Genomic DNA, 14,242 nt, shown 5'->3' on the forward strand with positions numbered 1-14,242 from the left:
ATACTGTCCGAAAATAATTGCTGCACAGCGGGAATAAAACCGCTTACAAGAACATCTTACCACTGCCGAATAGGAAGGGAAAGCATTTGCACTTAAAATCTTAATTTTTTGTGACAAATAGAAAATCGGCAACAAAATCAGCGAAAAAAAAGATATAATAAGTGAAAATCGTTATAGTCGAATATTGATTTCCCATTTGCTTATTCCACCATAACCCCTCCACCGAAAAGATGTGGCACCTTTTTTCAAGTACCATCTTACTACTGTTACTAAGAAAATCCAATCCTTTTTTATAAAAATTTTCTTTTAAATCGCACAAAGCAAATTTGCTCCTTTTTTCCCTGCTTTATGGAGTTTTTTTTCTGCTTTATCCCGCTGTTATGGTTGCTGTTTTTGCTTCAATGTAAACGCGATAGAGGCAAATCCTGCCCCCGTTCACTCTTTTTTTCCTCTTCAGACCATTTTCCAATGAATTTGTGTTTCAGCTTGATGCAAAAAGTGAATAAAAGAGCAAAAGGAGGAAAGACGAATGTTTGCTGATTTCAATAAACAATTTGAAGTACCAAAAGGGCTTCAAGGAAAAATAGCCGGCGGAATTATGTCATTAGAAAATAAGGAGATCAACCGCTGGACATTAAAACGATTAACGATACAGCCGAACGATCGTCTGCTTGAAGTTGGCTTCGGACCCGGCTTCGCTATTGAACAAGCGTTTAAGGCCTGTCCTTCTGTGAGCATCGATGGGGTGGATAAATCCGGCGTGATGAAAGATGCGGCAGCCAGCCGCAATCATCGGCAAATTCATCAGGGAAAGCTGCGGCTTTACGAGAAGGATATCACCGCTTTCAAATCCGATACCCGCTACGATAAAATATACACTGTCAATAATTATCCTTTATGGGCCGACCGCCGAAAAGGACTGCTCACACTTTATGCTTTATTAGAAGAAGGGGGAAAATTGGCCATTACCGTTCAGCCGCGGGAAAAAGATGCAGATAGCGATCAAACGAAGCGCTTAGGAGAAACCATTCGGGCAGAGCTTGAAAATGCCGGTTTTTGCGGAGCGGCTGTTCACTATAAAAACGTGCGGCCTGTATTAGCGGTTTGTGTCACAGCTGTCAAATGAAACGAAATTCGGCTTCTTGACGGTTGGATGCCCCCTTCGTTTTGCCCTTTAATGAAGGAAAATTCAAAGCAAAGCCGCGCAGGGACGAAAGTGAGAAATAGAATGAAAATGGCCGGCAATCGCTGCTTATTTGTCAGACAAATAAGCAGATTTTTCATAATCATCTTTCCCGAGAGCTTACTATTTTATAAAACAAGCGCAACCTTTTCATTTGGTTACGCTTGTTTTACTGCTTCTTTGCCCCGAAGATAAAGTTTCCAAAACAGAGCGGGGAAGAAAAAAGTGTGTGCGGGAGGTAACGGCACCTGCAAATGCCCGATTCGCTGATCCGTTTAGGACAAGAATAAAGCACCCTCTCTTAGATAAAGAGATTGACGTTCGACTCTTCAGCCTTTCCAAGGTAGGAAGCCACACCGCCGATTTGAACACCTTCTATAAGTTCTTCTTTTCGAATGCCCATCACATCCATGCTCATCGCACAGGCTGTTATTTCCACCCCTAGCTCCATCGCTGCAGCCATCAATTTTTCCAAGCTGTCGACATTTTTCTTCTCCATTACGGAGCGGATCATTTTCGCTCCCATTCCGCCCATGTTCATATTGGAAATAGGCAGCTGTTTCGGTCCGCGCGGCATCATTTTGCCAAACATTTTCTCGATAAAATCCTTTCCTTCCACAGAAACAGCTTCTTCCCGACGCAGGATGTTCAATCCCCAGAAGGTAAAGAACATTGTGACTTTCTTGCCCATTGCCGCTGCCCCTGTCGCAATAATAAACGAGGCAATCGCTTTATCTAGATCCTGATCGAATACAACGAGCGTTGCTCCTTGCGGTTCAGCTGCACTGGCAGGCTGCGTACTCATATTCAAATCTTGCGAGTGTCCTTTCTGAACATAGACAATCATTGAAGCTTTCTCTGACGCATGCGCCAGAAATGTGTTTCCTGTTTTGCTGCACCATGCTTTGACGTCAGAAATAAATCCCGGATCCGTCACCGTCACTTCTAATATTTCTCCGGTGTTCATTAGATTCATAGTCCGATATACTTGACTGATCGGACCCGGGCATTGCAAACCCGTACAATTCAACTGTCTATCGGCTTTTATGCCGCCCTCTGAAGGCTTAATTGACTGTGGCATGATCGTTTTTTCACCTGCTTTTTTCCTTTTTATTGGCCGCCGCTGCGCCTCTTTCTCCCTTTGCAGAGCCGCGTATGTTTTATAGCCGCCGCTGACGTTATACACTTCAAAGCCATTTTGCTGTAATAAAGCGGCAGCGAGGGCTCCGCGCTGGCCGACTTGACATAATACGTACAGCGGCTGATCCTTAGGTAAGCCCTCTAATCGTCCTGTCAATTCCCCCAGTGGAATGCTGTGGCTTCCCTTCATATAGCCTATTTCACGCTCGAAAGCTTCCCGGACATCAATTACCATTTTTCCAGCGGCAGCTGCTTCTTCTGCTTCATAGACAGAAGCCGACAAGATCTCACCATCTGCAATATTGCCAGCCGCGTAGCCGAGTAAATTAACAGGGTCCTTCGGAGTGGAGAAGGCCGGCGAAGAGATAAGTTCAAGGTCTTGCAAATCATAAACCGTTAATCCACCAGCAATAGCAGCAGCCAGCACATCTATTCTTTTATCTGCGCCCTGTTTGCCAATGGCTTGTGCTCCGTATACTTCCCCAGTTTCAGGGTGAAAAGTCATCTTCAATGTGATCGGGCTGCTTCCCGGATAATAACTGGCATGAGTAGACGGATGAATGTGGACAGCTTCAAAAGGCAAGCCCAGCTTCTTCAAGGTTTTTTCATTTTTTCCGGTAGCGGCGATCCCAAGATCAAACACGTGCGCAGCGGCTGTTCCCAGATGCGCTTTTACGCTCACTTTTTTGCCGCTGATGTGGTCAGCCGCCGCCCGTCCATGACGATTTGCTAATGAAGCTGTCTTCTCAATATCCCGTTCGGCCGCATCTCCAATCGCGTAAATCAGCGGATCGCTTGTTTGCAAATGCTCATTCACCTGGACACCGCCAGCTTTCCCGATCATCAGACCCGCTTGCTTCGCCAACTTATTTTCAGCTAAAGCGCCGGAAGCGATTATGGTCAGGTCGCTTGTGAGCGTCTCCCCATTTTCAAGCATAATCTTTCTGCCCTTATCGCCAAAGGCTTTCAGCGCTTGCCCGACTATCAGCTCTATTTCTTGACCACGCAAATGCTGCTGAATAATGGCCGCCATCTCTTCATCAAGAGCTTTCACTACTTGTCTCCCTGATTCAATAATGGTTACTTGAATGCCTCGTTTTTTTAAGTTTTCCGCTATTTCAAGACCTGAAAGACTTCCTCCGATGACGACAGCTTCTTTCGGCGCCTTCTCATCGATCCATTTTTTGATTCGGTCTGCATCAGCTATATCTTTCAGCATGAAGATATTGGAAGCCTTTTGAGCGCCTTCGATATCAGGAAGGACAGGGGATGCTCCCGTGGCCAAAATGACATAATCATATGATTCGCTGTATTCTTCTCCTGTTTGAACATTCTTCACTTCTACCGTCCGATTTTGGCGATGGATGGCTGTCACTTCCTGAAACGTGCGAATATCCAAGCGGTATCGTTTTTGCAGACCTTCCGTACTTTGAACCAGCAAGTCCTCCTTTCGCTGCACGACTTCTCCAATATAATAGGGCAGGCCGCAGCTGGCATAAGCTACAAACTCACCGCGCTCAAACAAAATAATTTCCGCTTTTTGATCCAGACGGCGTAAACGGGCAGCGGCGGTTGCTCCAGCCGCTGCACCACCGATGATGATCACTTTCTTTTTCATTGATATCCCTCCTCCCCCCTTTTATACATGTAGGGGTATTTAAAGATTTAAAAAAATAATTAGCAGTTTTGTAATCCTTTCTGTATCTTAGCTGCATTTTCTCCTTTTGTCAAATACCCCTATATGTATATGGGAAGCGGCAGCCTTCACGCGAGGCAGAGAACAAGGCTGCCCCAGTTTTTTATCTTAGGGGCAGCCTTGCGACTTAATGGAGTTGGGCTGTATCAGGAATGAGCGATTGAATGCTTTCCTTCTGGCCTTTGTGAAACAGGTCTACAATTTTACTGCCGACAATCACCCCGTCACAGCTTTGGCTGAGCACTTCAGCCTGCTCCTTTGTTGATACGCCGAATCCAGCGAGCACCGGCACCGGACTTTTTTCCTTCATTTTTCTTAAGAAAGCAGGAACGTCATTGCTAAAGCCGTTTCTTGCTCCGGTTATTCCTTTCACCGTTACAGCGTAAATGAATCCTTTAGCCGCTTGCATTATTTTCTCCATGCGCTCTTCTGTGCTCGTCAATGTGACAAGATGGATCAGAGCTAAATCATTCTTTTCCATTGGTGCGCTAATTTCCTCTTCTTCTTCAATAGGCAGATCCGGAATAATCACCGCGGACACTCCGGCTTTTTGGCAGTCGCTTGCAAACTTCTCCAGACCGTATTGAAAAACCGGGTTATAATAAGTCATTAGTATAAGCGGCATGACAAGCTCAGCTTGCATTTTATTCAACTCATTTAACACCTGATGGAGCGTAACGCCATTGGCTAACGCTCTTTTTCCGGCTTCTTGGATCACCGGGCCATCGGCGACCGGATCAGAAAACGGAATTCCCACCTCCGCCATGGTCACGCCAATTTCCTGCAAATACAGCAGCTGCTCCTTCAGCGATTCCATTCCGCCATCTCCAGCCATAATATAAGGAACGAAAGCTTTCTTGCCTGTTCTTTCTAATGTTTGAAACACCGTTTCTATTTTCTTTTTACTCATGTCTATCCCCTCCTAACCTTGCTTGAACCGCTGCCACATCCTTATCTCCTCTTCCTGACAAGCAAACAGCAATGGATTGCTCCGCTGTCATTGATTCAGCCAGCTTGATGGCAAAAGCGATGGCATGTGCACTTTCTAGCGCGGGAATAATTCCTTCTGTTTGCGCCAGCATTTGGAAGCTTGCCAGCGCTTCCGCATCGGTTACGGAGGAATATTCAACTCTGCCGATATCTTTTAGCAAACTATGTTCAGGGCCGACTCCGGGATAATCGAGACCTGCGGAAATGGAATGTGCTTCTTGAATTTGGCCGGCTTCATCTTGCAGCAAGTACATCTTGCTGCCATGCAGCACTCCTGCTTTACCTTTTGTCAGCGATGCAGCGTGATAGCCGCTGTTTAACCCGCTGCCCGCGGCTTCCACTCCATACATCCTGACACCTTCTTCATTCACAAATGGATAGAACATTCCCATCGCATTGCTGCCGCCGCCGATACAGGCCACCACCGCATCCGGAAGCTTCCCCTCTTTTTGGAGCATTTGCGCTTTTGTTTCCATACCGATGACGCTTTGAAAATCACGGACCATTTTTGGAAAAGGATGAGGCCCAAGCACCGAGCCAATAATATAATGAGTATCTTCTACATTCGTCACCCAGTACCGAAGCGCTTCATTGACTGCGTCCTTCAGCGTGGCGCTTCCTTGCTTTACTCCGATCACTTTCGCACCCAGCAGCTCCATTCGGAACACATTTAATTTTTGGCGGCGAATGTCCTCTTCTCCCATAAATATGACACATTCTAAGTTTAACAGCGCACACACGGTTGCAGTTGCCACTCCATGCTGTCCCGCCCCTGTTTCAGCCACTACCTTTTTCTTCCCCATACGAAGTGCTAGCAGGCCTTGGCCGATCGTATTATTAATCTTATGAGCACCTGTGTGATTCAGATCTTCCCGTTTTAAATAGATCTTGGCACCGCCAGCCTTCTTCGTTAAGTTTTCGGCATAATAAAGCGGATTCTCCCGTCCGATGTAATCCTTCAAGTAATCATTCAGCCGCTGAACAAAATGTTCATCTTTCATCGCTTCCTCATAGGCGGCTTCCAATTCAAGTACAGCCGGCATTAGTATTTCCGGAACATAGCGGCCGCCAAACTCTCCGAAATGGCCGCGTCCATCTGGTTGGTTGTATCTTTTCATCACTTGCATGCTCCTTTCGCTTTTTCGATAAATGCTTTCATCTTCTTAACATCCTTAGCCCCGTCCGACTCTACCCCGCTTGAGACATCTACGCCATAGGGCCAGACTTGTTGAATCGCTGCTTCAATATTGTCACTGTTTAAACCGCCAGCCAAAATTAGCCGCGAATGATCCAGCCATTGTCCTTCCAGAGAAGACCAGTCAAAAGGCGTGCCATTCCCCCCTCTGTAGGGGCCCTTTGGACTGTCCAGCAGGATGAAGTCCGCCGGGTAGTCAAACATCGCTGACAGCGGCACTTCGCAATCGTATCGAAAGGCTTTTATGACAGGCAGATGCAATTTGCGGGCGTATTCTTCAGGCTCATCGCCATGAAGCTGAATGATATCAAGACTCGCCTGTTCGGCTATTTCCTGTACCGCTTTTAACGGTTCATTAACAAACACACCGACTTTCAATGGCCCCTGTTTTAACTGTTCGCTGATCCGTTCTGCTTGTTCGGCTGTGATTTGCCGTTTGCTATTGGCAAAAACAAATCCTACCGCATCAGCTCCGAGCTTTTTCGCTTGCAAAGCTGCCTCGGAATTTTGAATACCGCAAATCTTTACTTTCATTTACTTCCCCTCACAAATCTATTTTTAATTGACTGAAGGTTTCAGAGAGATTTCTGCTTGTCATTAGCGTCTCCCCCACAAGGACTGCTTTAGCTCCCGCCTCGCTGACACGCTTTACATCCGCTCTCGTGCGTATACCGCTCTCCGCAACAAACACGATATCCGACCGCCCGTAAGCTTTCAGCAAGCGCTCTGTAACGGCCAGGTCCACTTGAAATGTTTTTAAATTGCGATTATTAATGCCAATAATCTTCGCTTCAAGCGCAAGAGCTTGCTCCATTTCCTTCTCATCATGGACCTCAAGAAGAACATCAAGCTCCTGCTCTTGCGCATACGCATACAGTCTCCGTAAAGCATCCGGGTCTAGAGCGGATGCAATAAGTAATATCACATCTGCCCCCGCTGCTTTGGCCCGATCTATTTGAATAGGATCCATAATAAAGTCCTTGCACAGGATCGGAAGCTTTACCTCCTGACGAACCGCTTCTAAATCCTTCATAGATCCTTGAAAAAACGGTTGATCTGTTAATACGGAAATAGCATTCGCACCGTTTTCTTCATACAACCGGCCCTGCTCTTTCGGATTGACATGTAAGTGAATAGCTCCTTTTGAGGGAGACGCCCGTTTGATTTCAGAAATGATATTCATCGTTTTTGATTTCCTAAATCTTTCATAAAGCGATGGGTGTGTTTTTCGGTTCACCCTTATTCCAAATGGAAAATCCCTCTTCAGCTGTTCAACTTCTTCCTCTTTTTTTCTTAATATTCTGTCTAATACAGTGACAGTCATACTAGCACCTTCCTTTTTTGCCGCCGTTTAGAATAATCTATTAAATAGTGCAGCTTCGATAGAGCCGCTCCAGAATCAATGCTTTCTCGAGCCATTTCCACCCCTTGCTGAATGGTACTTGCCTTTTTGCAGGCAAATAAGCCGATGCCCGCATTCAGCAGCACTGTATCACGGCAAGCCCCCTTTTCTCCTTCAAGAATCCTTCTTAAAATTTCGGCATTTTCCTTGGCCTCTCCGCCGCGAATCGCTTCTAAATCGCAATAAGGTAGATTGACATCTTCAGGAGTGATAATCAGCTTTTTTGTCTCTCCTCCCTCTAATAAAATGAGATGGTTTTCCCCGGAAAGCGATGCTTCATCCATATATCCGGCTCCATTCATCACGACCGCTCTTTTTCTTCCAAGGCGCCCAAGCACTTTCGCCATCACTTCCAGCATATCGCGGCGATAGATGCCAACAAGCTGCGTATCTAATTCGATTGGATTTGTTAATGGACCAATTAAATTAAATATCGTCGGTATTTTCAAATCACGGCGCACCTTCATCACACGCTTTAATTTTGGGTGAACATGGGGAGCAAACAGAAAAGCCATTCCGTTCTCCTCGAGCAATTCATCGATTTCCCCGTCCATATAATCCAGAGAAATGCCTAAATGTTCAAGCACATCCGCACTTCCCGTCTTACTGGAGACACTTCTATTGCCATGTTTGGCTATTTTCACTCCTGCACCGGCAAGAACGAAGGCGGACGTTGTGCTGATATTAAAGCTTTGTGAGCCGTCTCCTCCTGTACCGCAATTATCCATTACGTGATTCAGCTTTTTGTTTGTGCCCAGTGCATTTTTCCTAAGTACTTTCACTAATGAAGTGATTTCATCGACCGTTTCTCCTTTTGTTTTCAGCGCGACCAGAAAAGCTGCGATTTCTCCTTCTGTAGCATTCCCCCGCAAAATCTCTTCCATCGCCTCCGCCATTTCTGTTTCTTGCAGCGCTTCACGGTTCGACAACTTCAGCAGGAAGGATTTCATCTGTCTCTCCTTGCGATATTGCTGGAAAAACGCTTGAATCATTTCTCCTCCCTCTTTCGTTCCGATCGATTCGGGATGAAATTGCAGTCCAAACACCGGATATTCTTTATGGCGAATAGCCATGATTTCTTCATCATCTGCCGCATAAGCCAGCACTTCCAGCTTTTGCGGCAGCTTTTCTTTCTCAACTGCGAGAGAATGATACCGCATAGCGGTGACGGACGAACGAAGGGAAGCAAATAGAGACGTACCGCTGTGCTTGATTAATGAAACTTTCCCATGTTTAATCGTCTTTGCTTGAACAACCTTGGCTCCAAATGCGGACGCGATGACTTGATGCCCTAAACAAATGCCGAGGATTGGCAACCGATGATAAAAGCTGCGCACAACTTCCATACAAATGCCCGCTTCTTCAGGTCTTCCCGGACCTGGAGATAGAACGATCGCTTCCGGTTCCATCGCTTCGATTTCTTCTATCGTACATTCATCATTGCGAATAACGCGCACATTTTTCCCAAGGCTTCCGATTTGCTGATATAAGTTATAAGTAAACGAATCATAATTATCAATGAGCAGAATCATTATTTAACCTCCAATAGCGCTTTGGCTTTATTGATCGTTTCTTCATATTCTTTTTTTGGAATTGAATCATAGACGATCCCAGCACCTGCTTGAACATAAGCTTTAGCATCTTTTATGATCATCGTTCGGATCGCCAGCGCAAAATCCAAATCTCCGTTTGAAGAAATATATCCGACGGCACCAGCGTAAAGACCCCGCTTAACCGGCTCTAGCTCATTTATAATTTGCATCGCCCGGATTTTGGGCGCGCCTGACACTGTACCGGCCGGCAAGGCGGCCGCTAATGCCTCAACAGGATGCGTATCTGCTTTCAATGTGCCGCTTACTTCCGAAACAAGATGCATCACATATTTATATTTTTCAATCTTCTGAAATTTGGTCAGCTTGATGCTCCCGAGCTTGCAGACCTTTCCCAGATCATTGCGGCTCAAATCCACCAGCATGCGATGTTCCGCTATTTCTTTTTGATCGTTTAAAAGCTCTTCTTCCAGCAAACGATCTTCCTGCTCATCCTTCCCTCTTGGCCGCGTGCCGGCAATCGGATTTGCCATTACCTGATTGCCTCTTACGCGGAGCAGGCTTTCAGGAGAAGCTCCAAGAACGGTGTATTCATGAAAATCTAGAAAAAACATATACGGCGAGGGGTTCGATGTCCGCAGCCTGCGATACAGTGAGAAGGGATCACCGCTGAATACTGCTGTTAAACGCTGAGACAGAACGACCTGGAAAACATCTCCCCGAATGATATGACTCTTAGCTTCCTCTACCATCCGGTTAAAGAACGTTTTGCTTAAATTCCCTTTAAAATGAAGCGGTTCAAACGAATCGGCCGCACATCCAGCGCTTGGTTTTTCGATGCATTTTTCATATTCAGCTATCGCTTCTTCCATGTCCTTCTCAGTCCGTTCACCGAATAAATCCACCGCTGCGATTATGATTTTCTGCAATAAATGATCGTATACGATAAAAGTATCGTAAATCATGAAATGAATATCCGGCATTTGCAGTTCATCCTCCAGCATTTCGCCGATCACCTCATCAAGAAACATCACATCATAGCCAATATATCCAACTGCCCCTCCGAAAAAAGGAAATGGGGAATCAGCCAGCTTCTTCTTTGAGAAAAAATATTTTAATTCCTTTAAGCCATGGCCCTTTCGCTTGTAAACCGTCTCTTTTTGATCATTGACAAGCTCAACTTGTGAGCCTGTCGCCTTATACTCTTGAATCGGATTCATGCCGATAAAGGAATACCGCCCGCTTTGTTTATGTTTATAGGAGCTTTCAAACAAGAACTTCCTGTCTCCATCCAGTTGATGATAGAGCATAATCGGTGTCAGCATATCCCCTTCTAATTCTTTTAACTTGTACGGCAATGTTTCTTTTGCTTGCACAGCCCTCACCTCATTTGTCGTTTTTTTAAATAAAAAAATCCTCCATAGCCATTTGCATATTGGCTATGGAGGACGGTTATACCGCGGTGCCACCTCGCATTGAAGCTTTGTTTCCAAGCTTCCGCTTTTCAAGTACAGAATGATCCGATACTGATCCCGATAACGGGGGATACCGGGCTGCCATACTGACATTTCCTGCAGCCTCTCACAAGTCCATTCACCTTATTTCCATGTACCGGGCTCTCACCTTTCCCAGCTCTCTGTCACATTTCCAATAAAGCTACTCCTCTTGTTCATCGATTTATCCTTCTTTATTATGGAAAAGACGACAAAAAGCCCCCATCGCAAAGGACGGGAGCCGTGGTGCCACCTTTATTGATTGCTTTAACAATCCACTCTATCTGCATCGAAGCATTGCGCTTTCAATACATGTCTTTTGTAACGATAAGACGTTCGCCAGAGCCTACTGCAAAGAAATGGTTCGGTCTGGAGGCTCAGAAGTCCATTCGCTTATACGTCCGCACTGGTTTTCACCGGCCACCAGCTCTCTGAAGCATTCATACAAGCTACTCCTCTTCGTCAACACCTAACATATGTTCATCTTTTAATTGTAAATAATCATACTTCAATCGAGTAAAGTTTGTCAACAGCCGATTTCATTTTTTATTTTTTTCCGAAGAATTAAGGAATAATTTTCAAAAATTCTATATCCTTCCACAGCAAAAAATAGTAAAATAGACTTAATTAGTGAGGTGTTCCTATGACGGTATATGTAGCAAGACAGCCGATTTTTAATCGCAAGGAAGAAACGGTCGCTTATGAACTATTATATCGCAAACAAGACAACCAACCTTACGCAGACATCATGAGCGGTGACGAAGCGACAATGGAAGTGCTGAAGAACGGTTTATTGAACATTGGCATTGACCGGCTTTCTGACGGGAAGATGCTGTTTGTTAACTTTACAAAAAATTTATTATTGCAGGATGTCCCCAGCTTTTTAGCAAATGATCAAATCGTCATTGAGATTTTAGAGGATATCCATTCGACAAAAGAAGTGATTCAAGCCGGATTCAAGCTGAAAGAAGCAGGATTCAAGCTCGCTTTAGATGACTTTTTGCTGAATGATCAAAACAAGGACTTAGTTCCGCTGGCTGACATCATTAAAGTAGATTTCATGCAGACGACCAAGGAGCAGCGCCAAGAAATGAGAAGAGCCATTGAAAACCCAAAAGTGCTCTGGCTTGCTGAAAAGGTGGAATCAAGAAGCCAATTCACGGAGGCGCTTGAAGAGGATTTCCACTTGTTTCAAGGCTTCTTTTTCGAAAAGCCTTCCTTGATCAGCGCCGATGCCATCCCGGAATTTTCCAAAAATTATTTTTTAATCATGGACGAAATAGCGAGTCCAGCTCCGGATATAAAAAAAGTGGCTCGTTTAATAGAAGAAGATCTGTCTTTATCTTATCAACTGTTAAAATTATTAAACAAAACGGCCTTTATTCAGCGGGAGAAGGTGCAGACGATCCATCAGGCAGTTATGCTTATCGGGCTGGAAGAATTAAAGAAATGGCTGCTTTTCATTATTTTGAATATCTCCGGGTCAAAATGTCCTGAAGAGATCATCCGCACATCCTTGATCCGCGCTAAAACCTTGGAGCAGCTGGCTCATCAATATTTCCCAGATGAACTGTCCTCGAAGTATTTTCTGCTCGGCATGCTGTCGATGGTCGATGCTTTAATTGCTCGTCCGATGGAGGAGATTCTTAGGGAGCTGCCCATTGACACAGAAGTCAAGAAAGCACTCATCTTGAAAAAGAACTCCCTTGCCGAAGTATTGCAGCTCACTAGAGATTTAGAAGGAGGAAATTGGGACGCTGCCATCAAGCGCAGTTTATCTTTACATATTGACGATCGTTTTTTGTTATCTTGTTACCATGAAGCCATCAGATGGAGCAGTTTAATCCTGCAAAAATAACGAGCTTAGGAATTCCTAAGCTCGTTATTCGTGGCAGAACGGCTGGTCATAAGGGTAACAGCAATAAAAAGAATCATCGAAATTAGGATGGGCAGCACAACGGTATGCATGCCGAATGCATTTGGATAAAAGGTGTGAAGCAAGATATAAGACAGCATGCCGGCGAACATGGAAGCGATAGCCCCGGCACCGTTAGCCCGCTTCCAATACAGCCCGAAAATAACCGGCCAAATAAAGACCGCTTCAAGTCCCCCAAATGAAAATAAATTCAACCAAATAATTAAATCAGGCGGATTCATGGCCACGAGAAAAACAGCCGTTCCGATCACAGCTGTCACCGTCAGGCTCAGCGTTTTGATTTTCTTATCTCCTGCTTTTTTATTTACAAAATGCAAATATAGATCTTTAATGACGGCAGAAGATACGAGCAGCAGCAAGGAATCAACCGTCGACATGATGGCCGCCATCGGAGCGGCTAATACAATGCCCGCCAACCACTCTGGCATAATGGCCATCGCAAGCTCCGGCATCACCTTATCGCCGACTGTTATACCAGGAATAATGGCCCGCGCCATCACACCGATTAAATGCATGCCAAGCATAATAACACCGACCACAATCGTGCCGATGATCAGTGCGCGGTGCATGGCTCTCGCATTCTTGTAGCTCATCGCCCGAACGGCGACCTGCGGCAAACCAACTACACCGATTCCAACCAAAATCCAAAAAGATGAAATATAAAGCGGTGTTAAACTGCGGTCGCTTCCGTAAGGAGACAACAAGTTCGGATTCTCTTCCCCGAGCTTGGTCATGATATTTTCCATGCCGCCGCCGGCTTTTAGAGCGGCAACGAAAAGTATCACCGTTCCAGCAACCATAATCAAGCCTTGTACCATATCCGTAATAGCAACCGCCCTGAATCCGCCAATCATGACATAAAACATAACCGAAGCCGCAAATATAATTAAGGCGGCCGTGTAGGACAGCCCGGTAATGGATTCAACCAGGCGGGCCCCGCCAATCCATTGCGCCGTCATCGCAGAAAACAGAAACACAATGATGCTGACCGCTGAAAGCACAACGACCCATTGGCTCTTATATCTTGCAAATAAAAAATCAACTAGAGTAATAGCTTGATATTTGCGGGCCATAATAGCAAATTTCTTTCCTAGTATCATGAGGACGAAGTAACCGGTCGCCACCTGACTCATAGCAAGCAGCACCCATGATAAACCATAGTTGTACGCCGCCCCCGGACCACTCAAGAAACTGGAAGCACTGCCGTAAGTCGCCGCCATGGTCATCGCTAAAATAAATCCGCCAAGCTCGCGGCTCCCGAGAAAATACTCCTGAACGAAAGAAGAGGAGCTTTGAACATATCGCGAAGCATAAATGCCAATAATGAAAATAATGAAGAGAAATAAAATCAGTGGCCAAATGACTTCCATATTCACTCTGCATCCCCCTCCTCATCAAAGGGCACATCCCGGAATAGCCACTTCACGGCTGCCCATACGAGGGCAACCATTAGAAGCAGACCCGCAACGCAGCTATAAAAAAACCAGGCCGGCAAGCCTAATACATATGTATAGTCCTCGACCGGCCTGCTTCCAAGGCCAAAAGCAAAGCCGTACCACCATATAAAGTTAATGAGGACCAGCAGGATGCCAATTCCGGCTTCTCTTTTGGCAACTTGAAACCGTTTATCCTCCTTTATTGCTTTCATACAATCCCT

11 protein-coding genes and 2 other annotated features are annotated in these 14,242 nt (G+C 45.4%); of the genes, 2 read left to right on the forward strand and 9 right to left on the reverse strand.

Annotated elements, in window-relative coordinates:
- The first annotated feature begins 529 nt into the window (after window positions 1-529).
- On the forward strand, window positions 530-1,126 hold the full coding sequence (locus CEF20_RS07465; protein ID WP_100331214.1) for a class I SAM-dependent methyltransferase: 597 nt from the start codon (window positions 530-532) through the stop codon (window positions 1,124-1,126).
- A gap of 358 nt (window positions 1,127-1,484) precedes the next feature.
- Here CEF20_RS07465 and CEF20_RS07470 read toward each other — a convergent pair whose 3' ends face one another.
- From CEF20_RS07470 to trpE, 7 genes are all read right to left on the reverse strand, one after another.
- Window positions 1,485-3,941: a DsrE/DsrF/DrsH-like family protein gene (locus CEF20_RS07470; RefSeq protein WP_100331215.1), complete on the reverse strand. Its 2,457-nt coding sequence runs from the start codon at window positions 3,939-3,941 to the stop codon at window positions 1,485-1,487.
- Between the two features lie 205 nt (window positions 3,942-4,146).
- Window positions 4,147-4,929: a tryptophan synthase subunit alpha gene (gene trpA / locus CEF20_RS07475; protein ID WP_100331216.1), complete on the reverse strand. Its 783-nt coding sequence runs from the start codon at window positions 4,927-4,929 to the stop codon at window positions 4,147-4,149.
- Complete coding sequence (gene trpB, locus CEF20_RS07480; protein ID WP_100331217.1) at window positions 4,922-6,127, reverse strand: tryptophan synthase subunit beta; 1,206 nt, start codon at window positions 6,125-6,127, stop codon at window positions 4,922-4,924. The genes trpA and trpB overlap by 8 nt, the downstream gene beginning before the upstream one ends.
- Window positions 6,127-6,738 carry a phosphoribosylanthranilate isomerase gene (locus CEF20_RS07485; RefSeq protein ID WP_100331218.1) on the reverse strand — a complete coding sequence of 204 codons (612 nt, stop codon included), beginning with the start codon at window positions 6,736-6,738 and terminating at the stop codon, window positions 6,127-6,129. Before CEF20_RS07485 ends, trpB begins: the two co-directional genes overlap by 1 nt.
- 10 nt (window positions 6,739-6,748) lie before the next feature.
- Complete coding sequence (gene trpC, locus CEF20_RS07490; protein ID WP_100331219.1) at window positions 6,749-7,528, reverse strand: indole-3-glycerol phosphate synthase TrpC; 780 nt, start codon at window positions 7,526-7,528, stop codon at window positions 6,749-6,751.
- Window positions 7,525-9,138 carry a bifunctional anthranilate synthase component II/anthranilate phosphoribosyltransferase gene (locus tag CEF20_RS07495; RefSeq protein ID WP_100331220.1) on the reverse strand — a complete coding sequence of 538 codons (1,614 nt, stop codon included), beginning with the start codon at window positions 9,136-9,138 and terminating at the stop codon, window positions 7,525-7,527. Before CEF20_RS07495 ends, trpC begins: the two co-directional genes overlap by 4 nt.
- The gene (gene trpE / locus CEF20_RS07500; protein ID WP_232713470.1) at window positions 9,138-10,481 is read right to left on the reverse strand and encodes an anthranilate synthase component I; all 1,344 of its coding nucleotides are present in this window, start codon (window positions 10,479-10,481) and stop codon (window positions 9,138-9,140) included. The genes CEF20_RS07495 and trpE overlap by 1 nt, the downstream gene beginning before the upstream one ends.
- A gap of 116 nt (window positions 10,482-10,597) precedes the next feature.
- Window positions 10,598-10,838, reverse strand: a binding site (T-box leader).
- Window positions 10,839-10,876: 38 nt separating this feature from the next.
- Window positions 10,877-11,124 (reverse strand) — a binding site (T-box leader).
- 168 nt (window positions 11,125-11,292) lie between these two features.
- Here trpE and CEF20_RS07505 point away from each other — a divergent pair.
- Window positions 11,293-12,507, forward strand: coding sequence for an EAL and HDOD domain-containing protein (locus CEF20_RS07505; RefSeq protein WP_100331222.1), 1,215 nt, complete (start codon window positions 11,293-11,295; stop codon window positions 12,505-12,507).
- 5 nt (window positions 12,508-12,512) lie between these two features.
- On the opposite strand, the gene panF is transcribed toward CEF20_RS07505, so the two are convergent.
- Together panF and CEF20_RS07515 are read right to left on the reverse strand one after the other, a co-directional pair.
- Window positions 12,513-13,961, reverse strand: a complete 1,449-nt coding sequence (gene panF / locus CEF20_RS07510; RefSeq protein ID WP_100331223.1) for a sodium/pantothenate symporter — start codon at window positions 13,959-13,961, stop codon at window positions 12,513-12,515.
- Window positions 13,958-14,233 (reverse strand): YhdT family protein, encoded by a 276-nt coding sequence (locus CEF20_RS07515; RefSeq protein WP_100331224.1) that lies wholly within the window; start codon window positions 14,231-14,233, stop codon window positions 13,958-13,960. Before CEF20_RS07515 ends, panF begins: the two co-directional genes overlap by 4 nt.
- Window positions 14,234-14,242 lie beyond the last annotated feature (9 nt).

Source organism: Bacillus xiapuensis, assembly GCF_002797355.1.
In the GTDB taxonomy this organism is placed as follows: domain Bacteria; phylum Bacillota; class Bacilli; order Bacillales; family Domibacillaceae; genus Bacillus_CE; species Bacillus_CE xiapuensis.

Bases quoted from the DNA above. Each gene is read 5' to 3' on its own strand.
- CEF20_RS07465 (WP_100331214.1), top strand. From the start codon at position 530: ATGTTTGCTGATTTCAATAAACAATTTGAAGTACCAAAAGGGCTTCAA.
- CEF20_RS07470 (WP_100331215.1), bottom strand. From the start codon at position 3,941: ATGAAAAAGAAAGTGATCATCATCGGTGGTGCAGCGGCTGGAGCAACC.
- trpA (WP_100331216.1), bottom strand. From the start codon at position 4,929: ATGAGTAAAAAGAAAATAGAAACGGTGTTTCAAACATTAGAAAGAACA.
- trpB (WP_100331217.1), bottom strand. From the start codon at position 6,127: ATGAAAAGATACAACCAACCAGATGGACGCGGCCATTTCGGAGAGTTT.
- CEF20_RS07485 (WP_100331218.1), bottom strand. From the start codon at position 6,738: ATGAAAGTAAAGATTTGCGGTATTCAAAATTCCGAGGCAGCTTTGCAA.
- trpC (WP_100331219.1), bottom strand. From the start codon at position 7,528: ATGACTGTCACTGTATTAGACAGAATATTAAGAAAAAAAGAGGAAGAA.
- CEF20_RS07495 (WP_100331220.1), bottom strand. From the start codon at position 9,138: ATGATTCTGCTCATTGATAATTATGATTCGTTTACTTATAACTTATAT.
- trpE (WP_232713470.1), bottom strand. From the start codon at position 10,481: ATGCTGACACCGATTATGCTCTATCATCAACTGGATGGAGACAGGAAG.
- CEF20_RS07505 (WP_100331222.1), top strand. From the start codon at position 11,293: ATGACGGTATATGTAGCAAGACAGCCGATTTTTAATCGCAAGGAAGAA.
- CEF20_RS07515 (WP_100331224.1), bottom strand. From the start codon at position 14,233: ATGAAAGCAATAAAGGAGGATAAACGGTTTCAAGTTGCCAAAAGAGAA.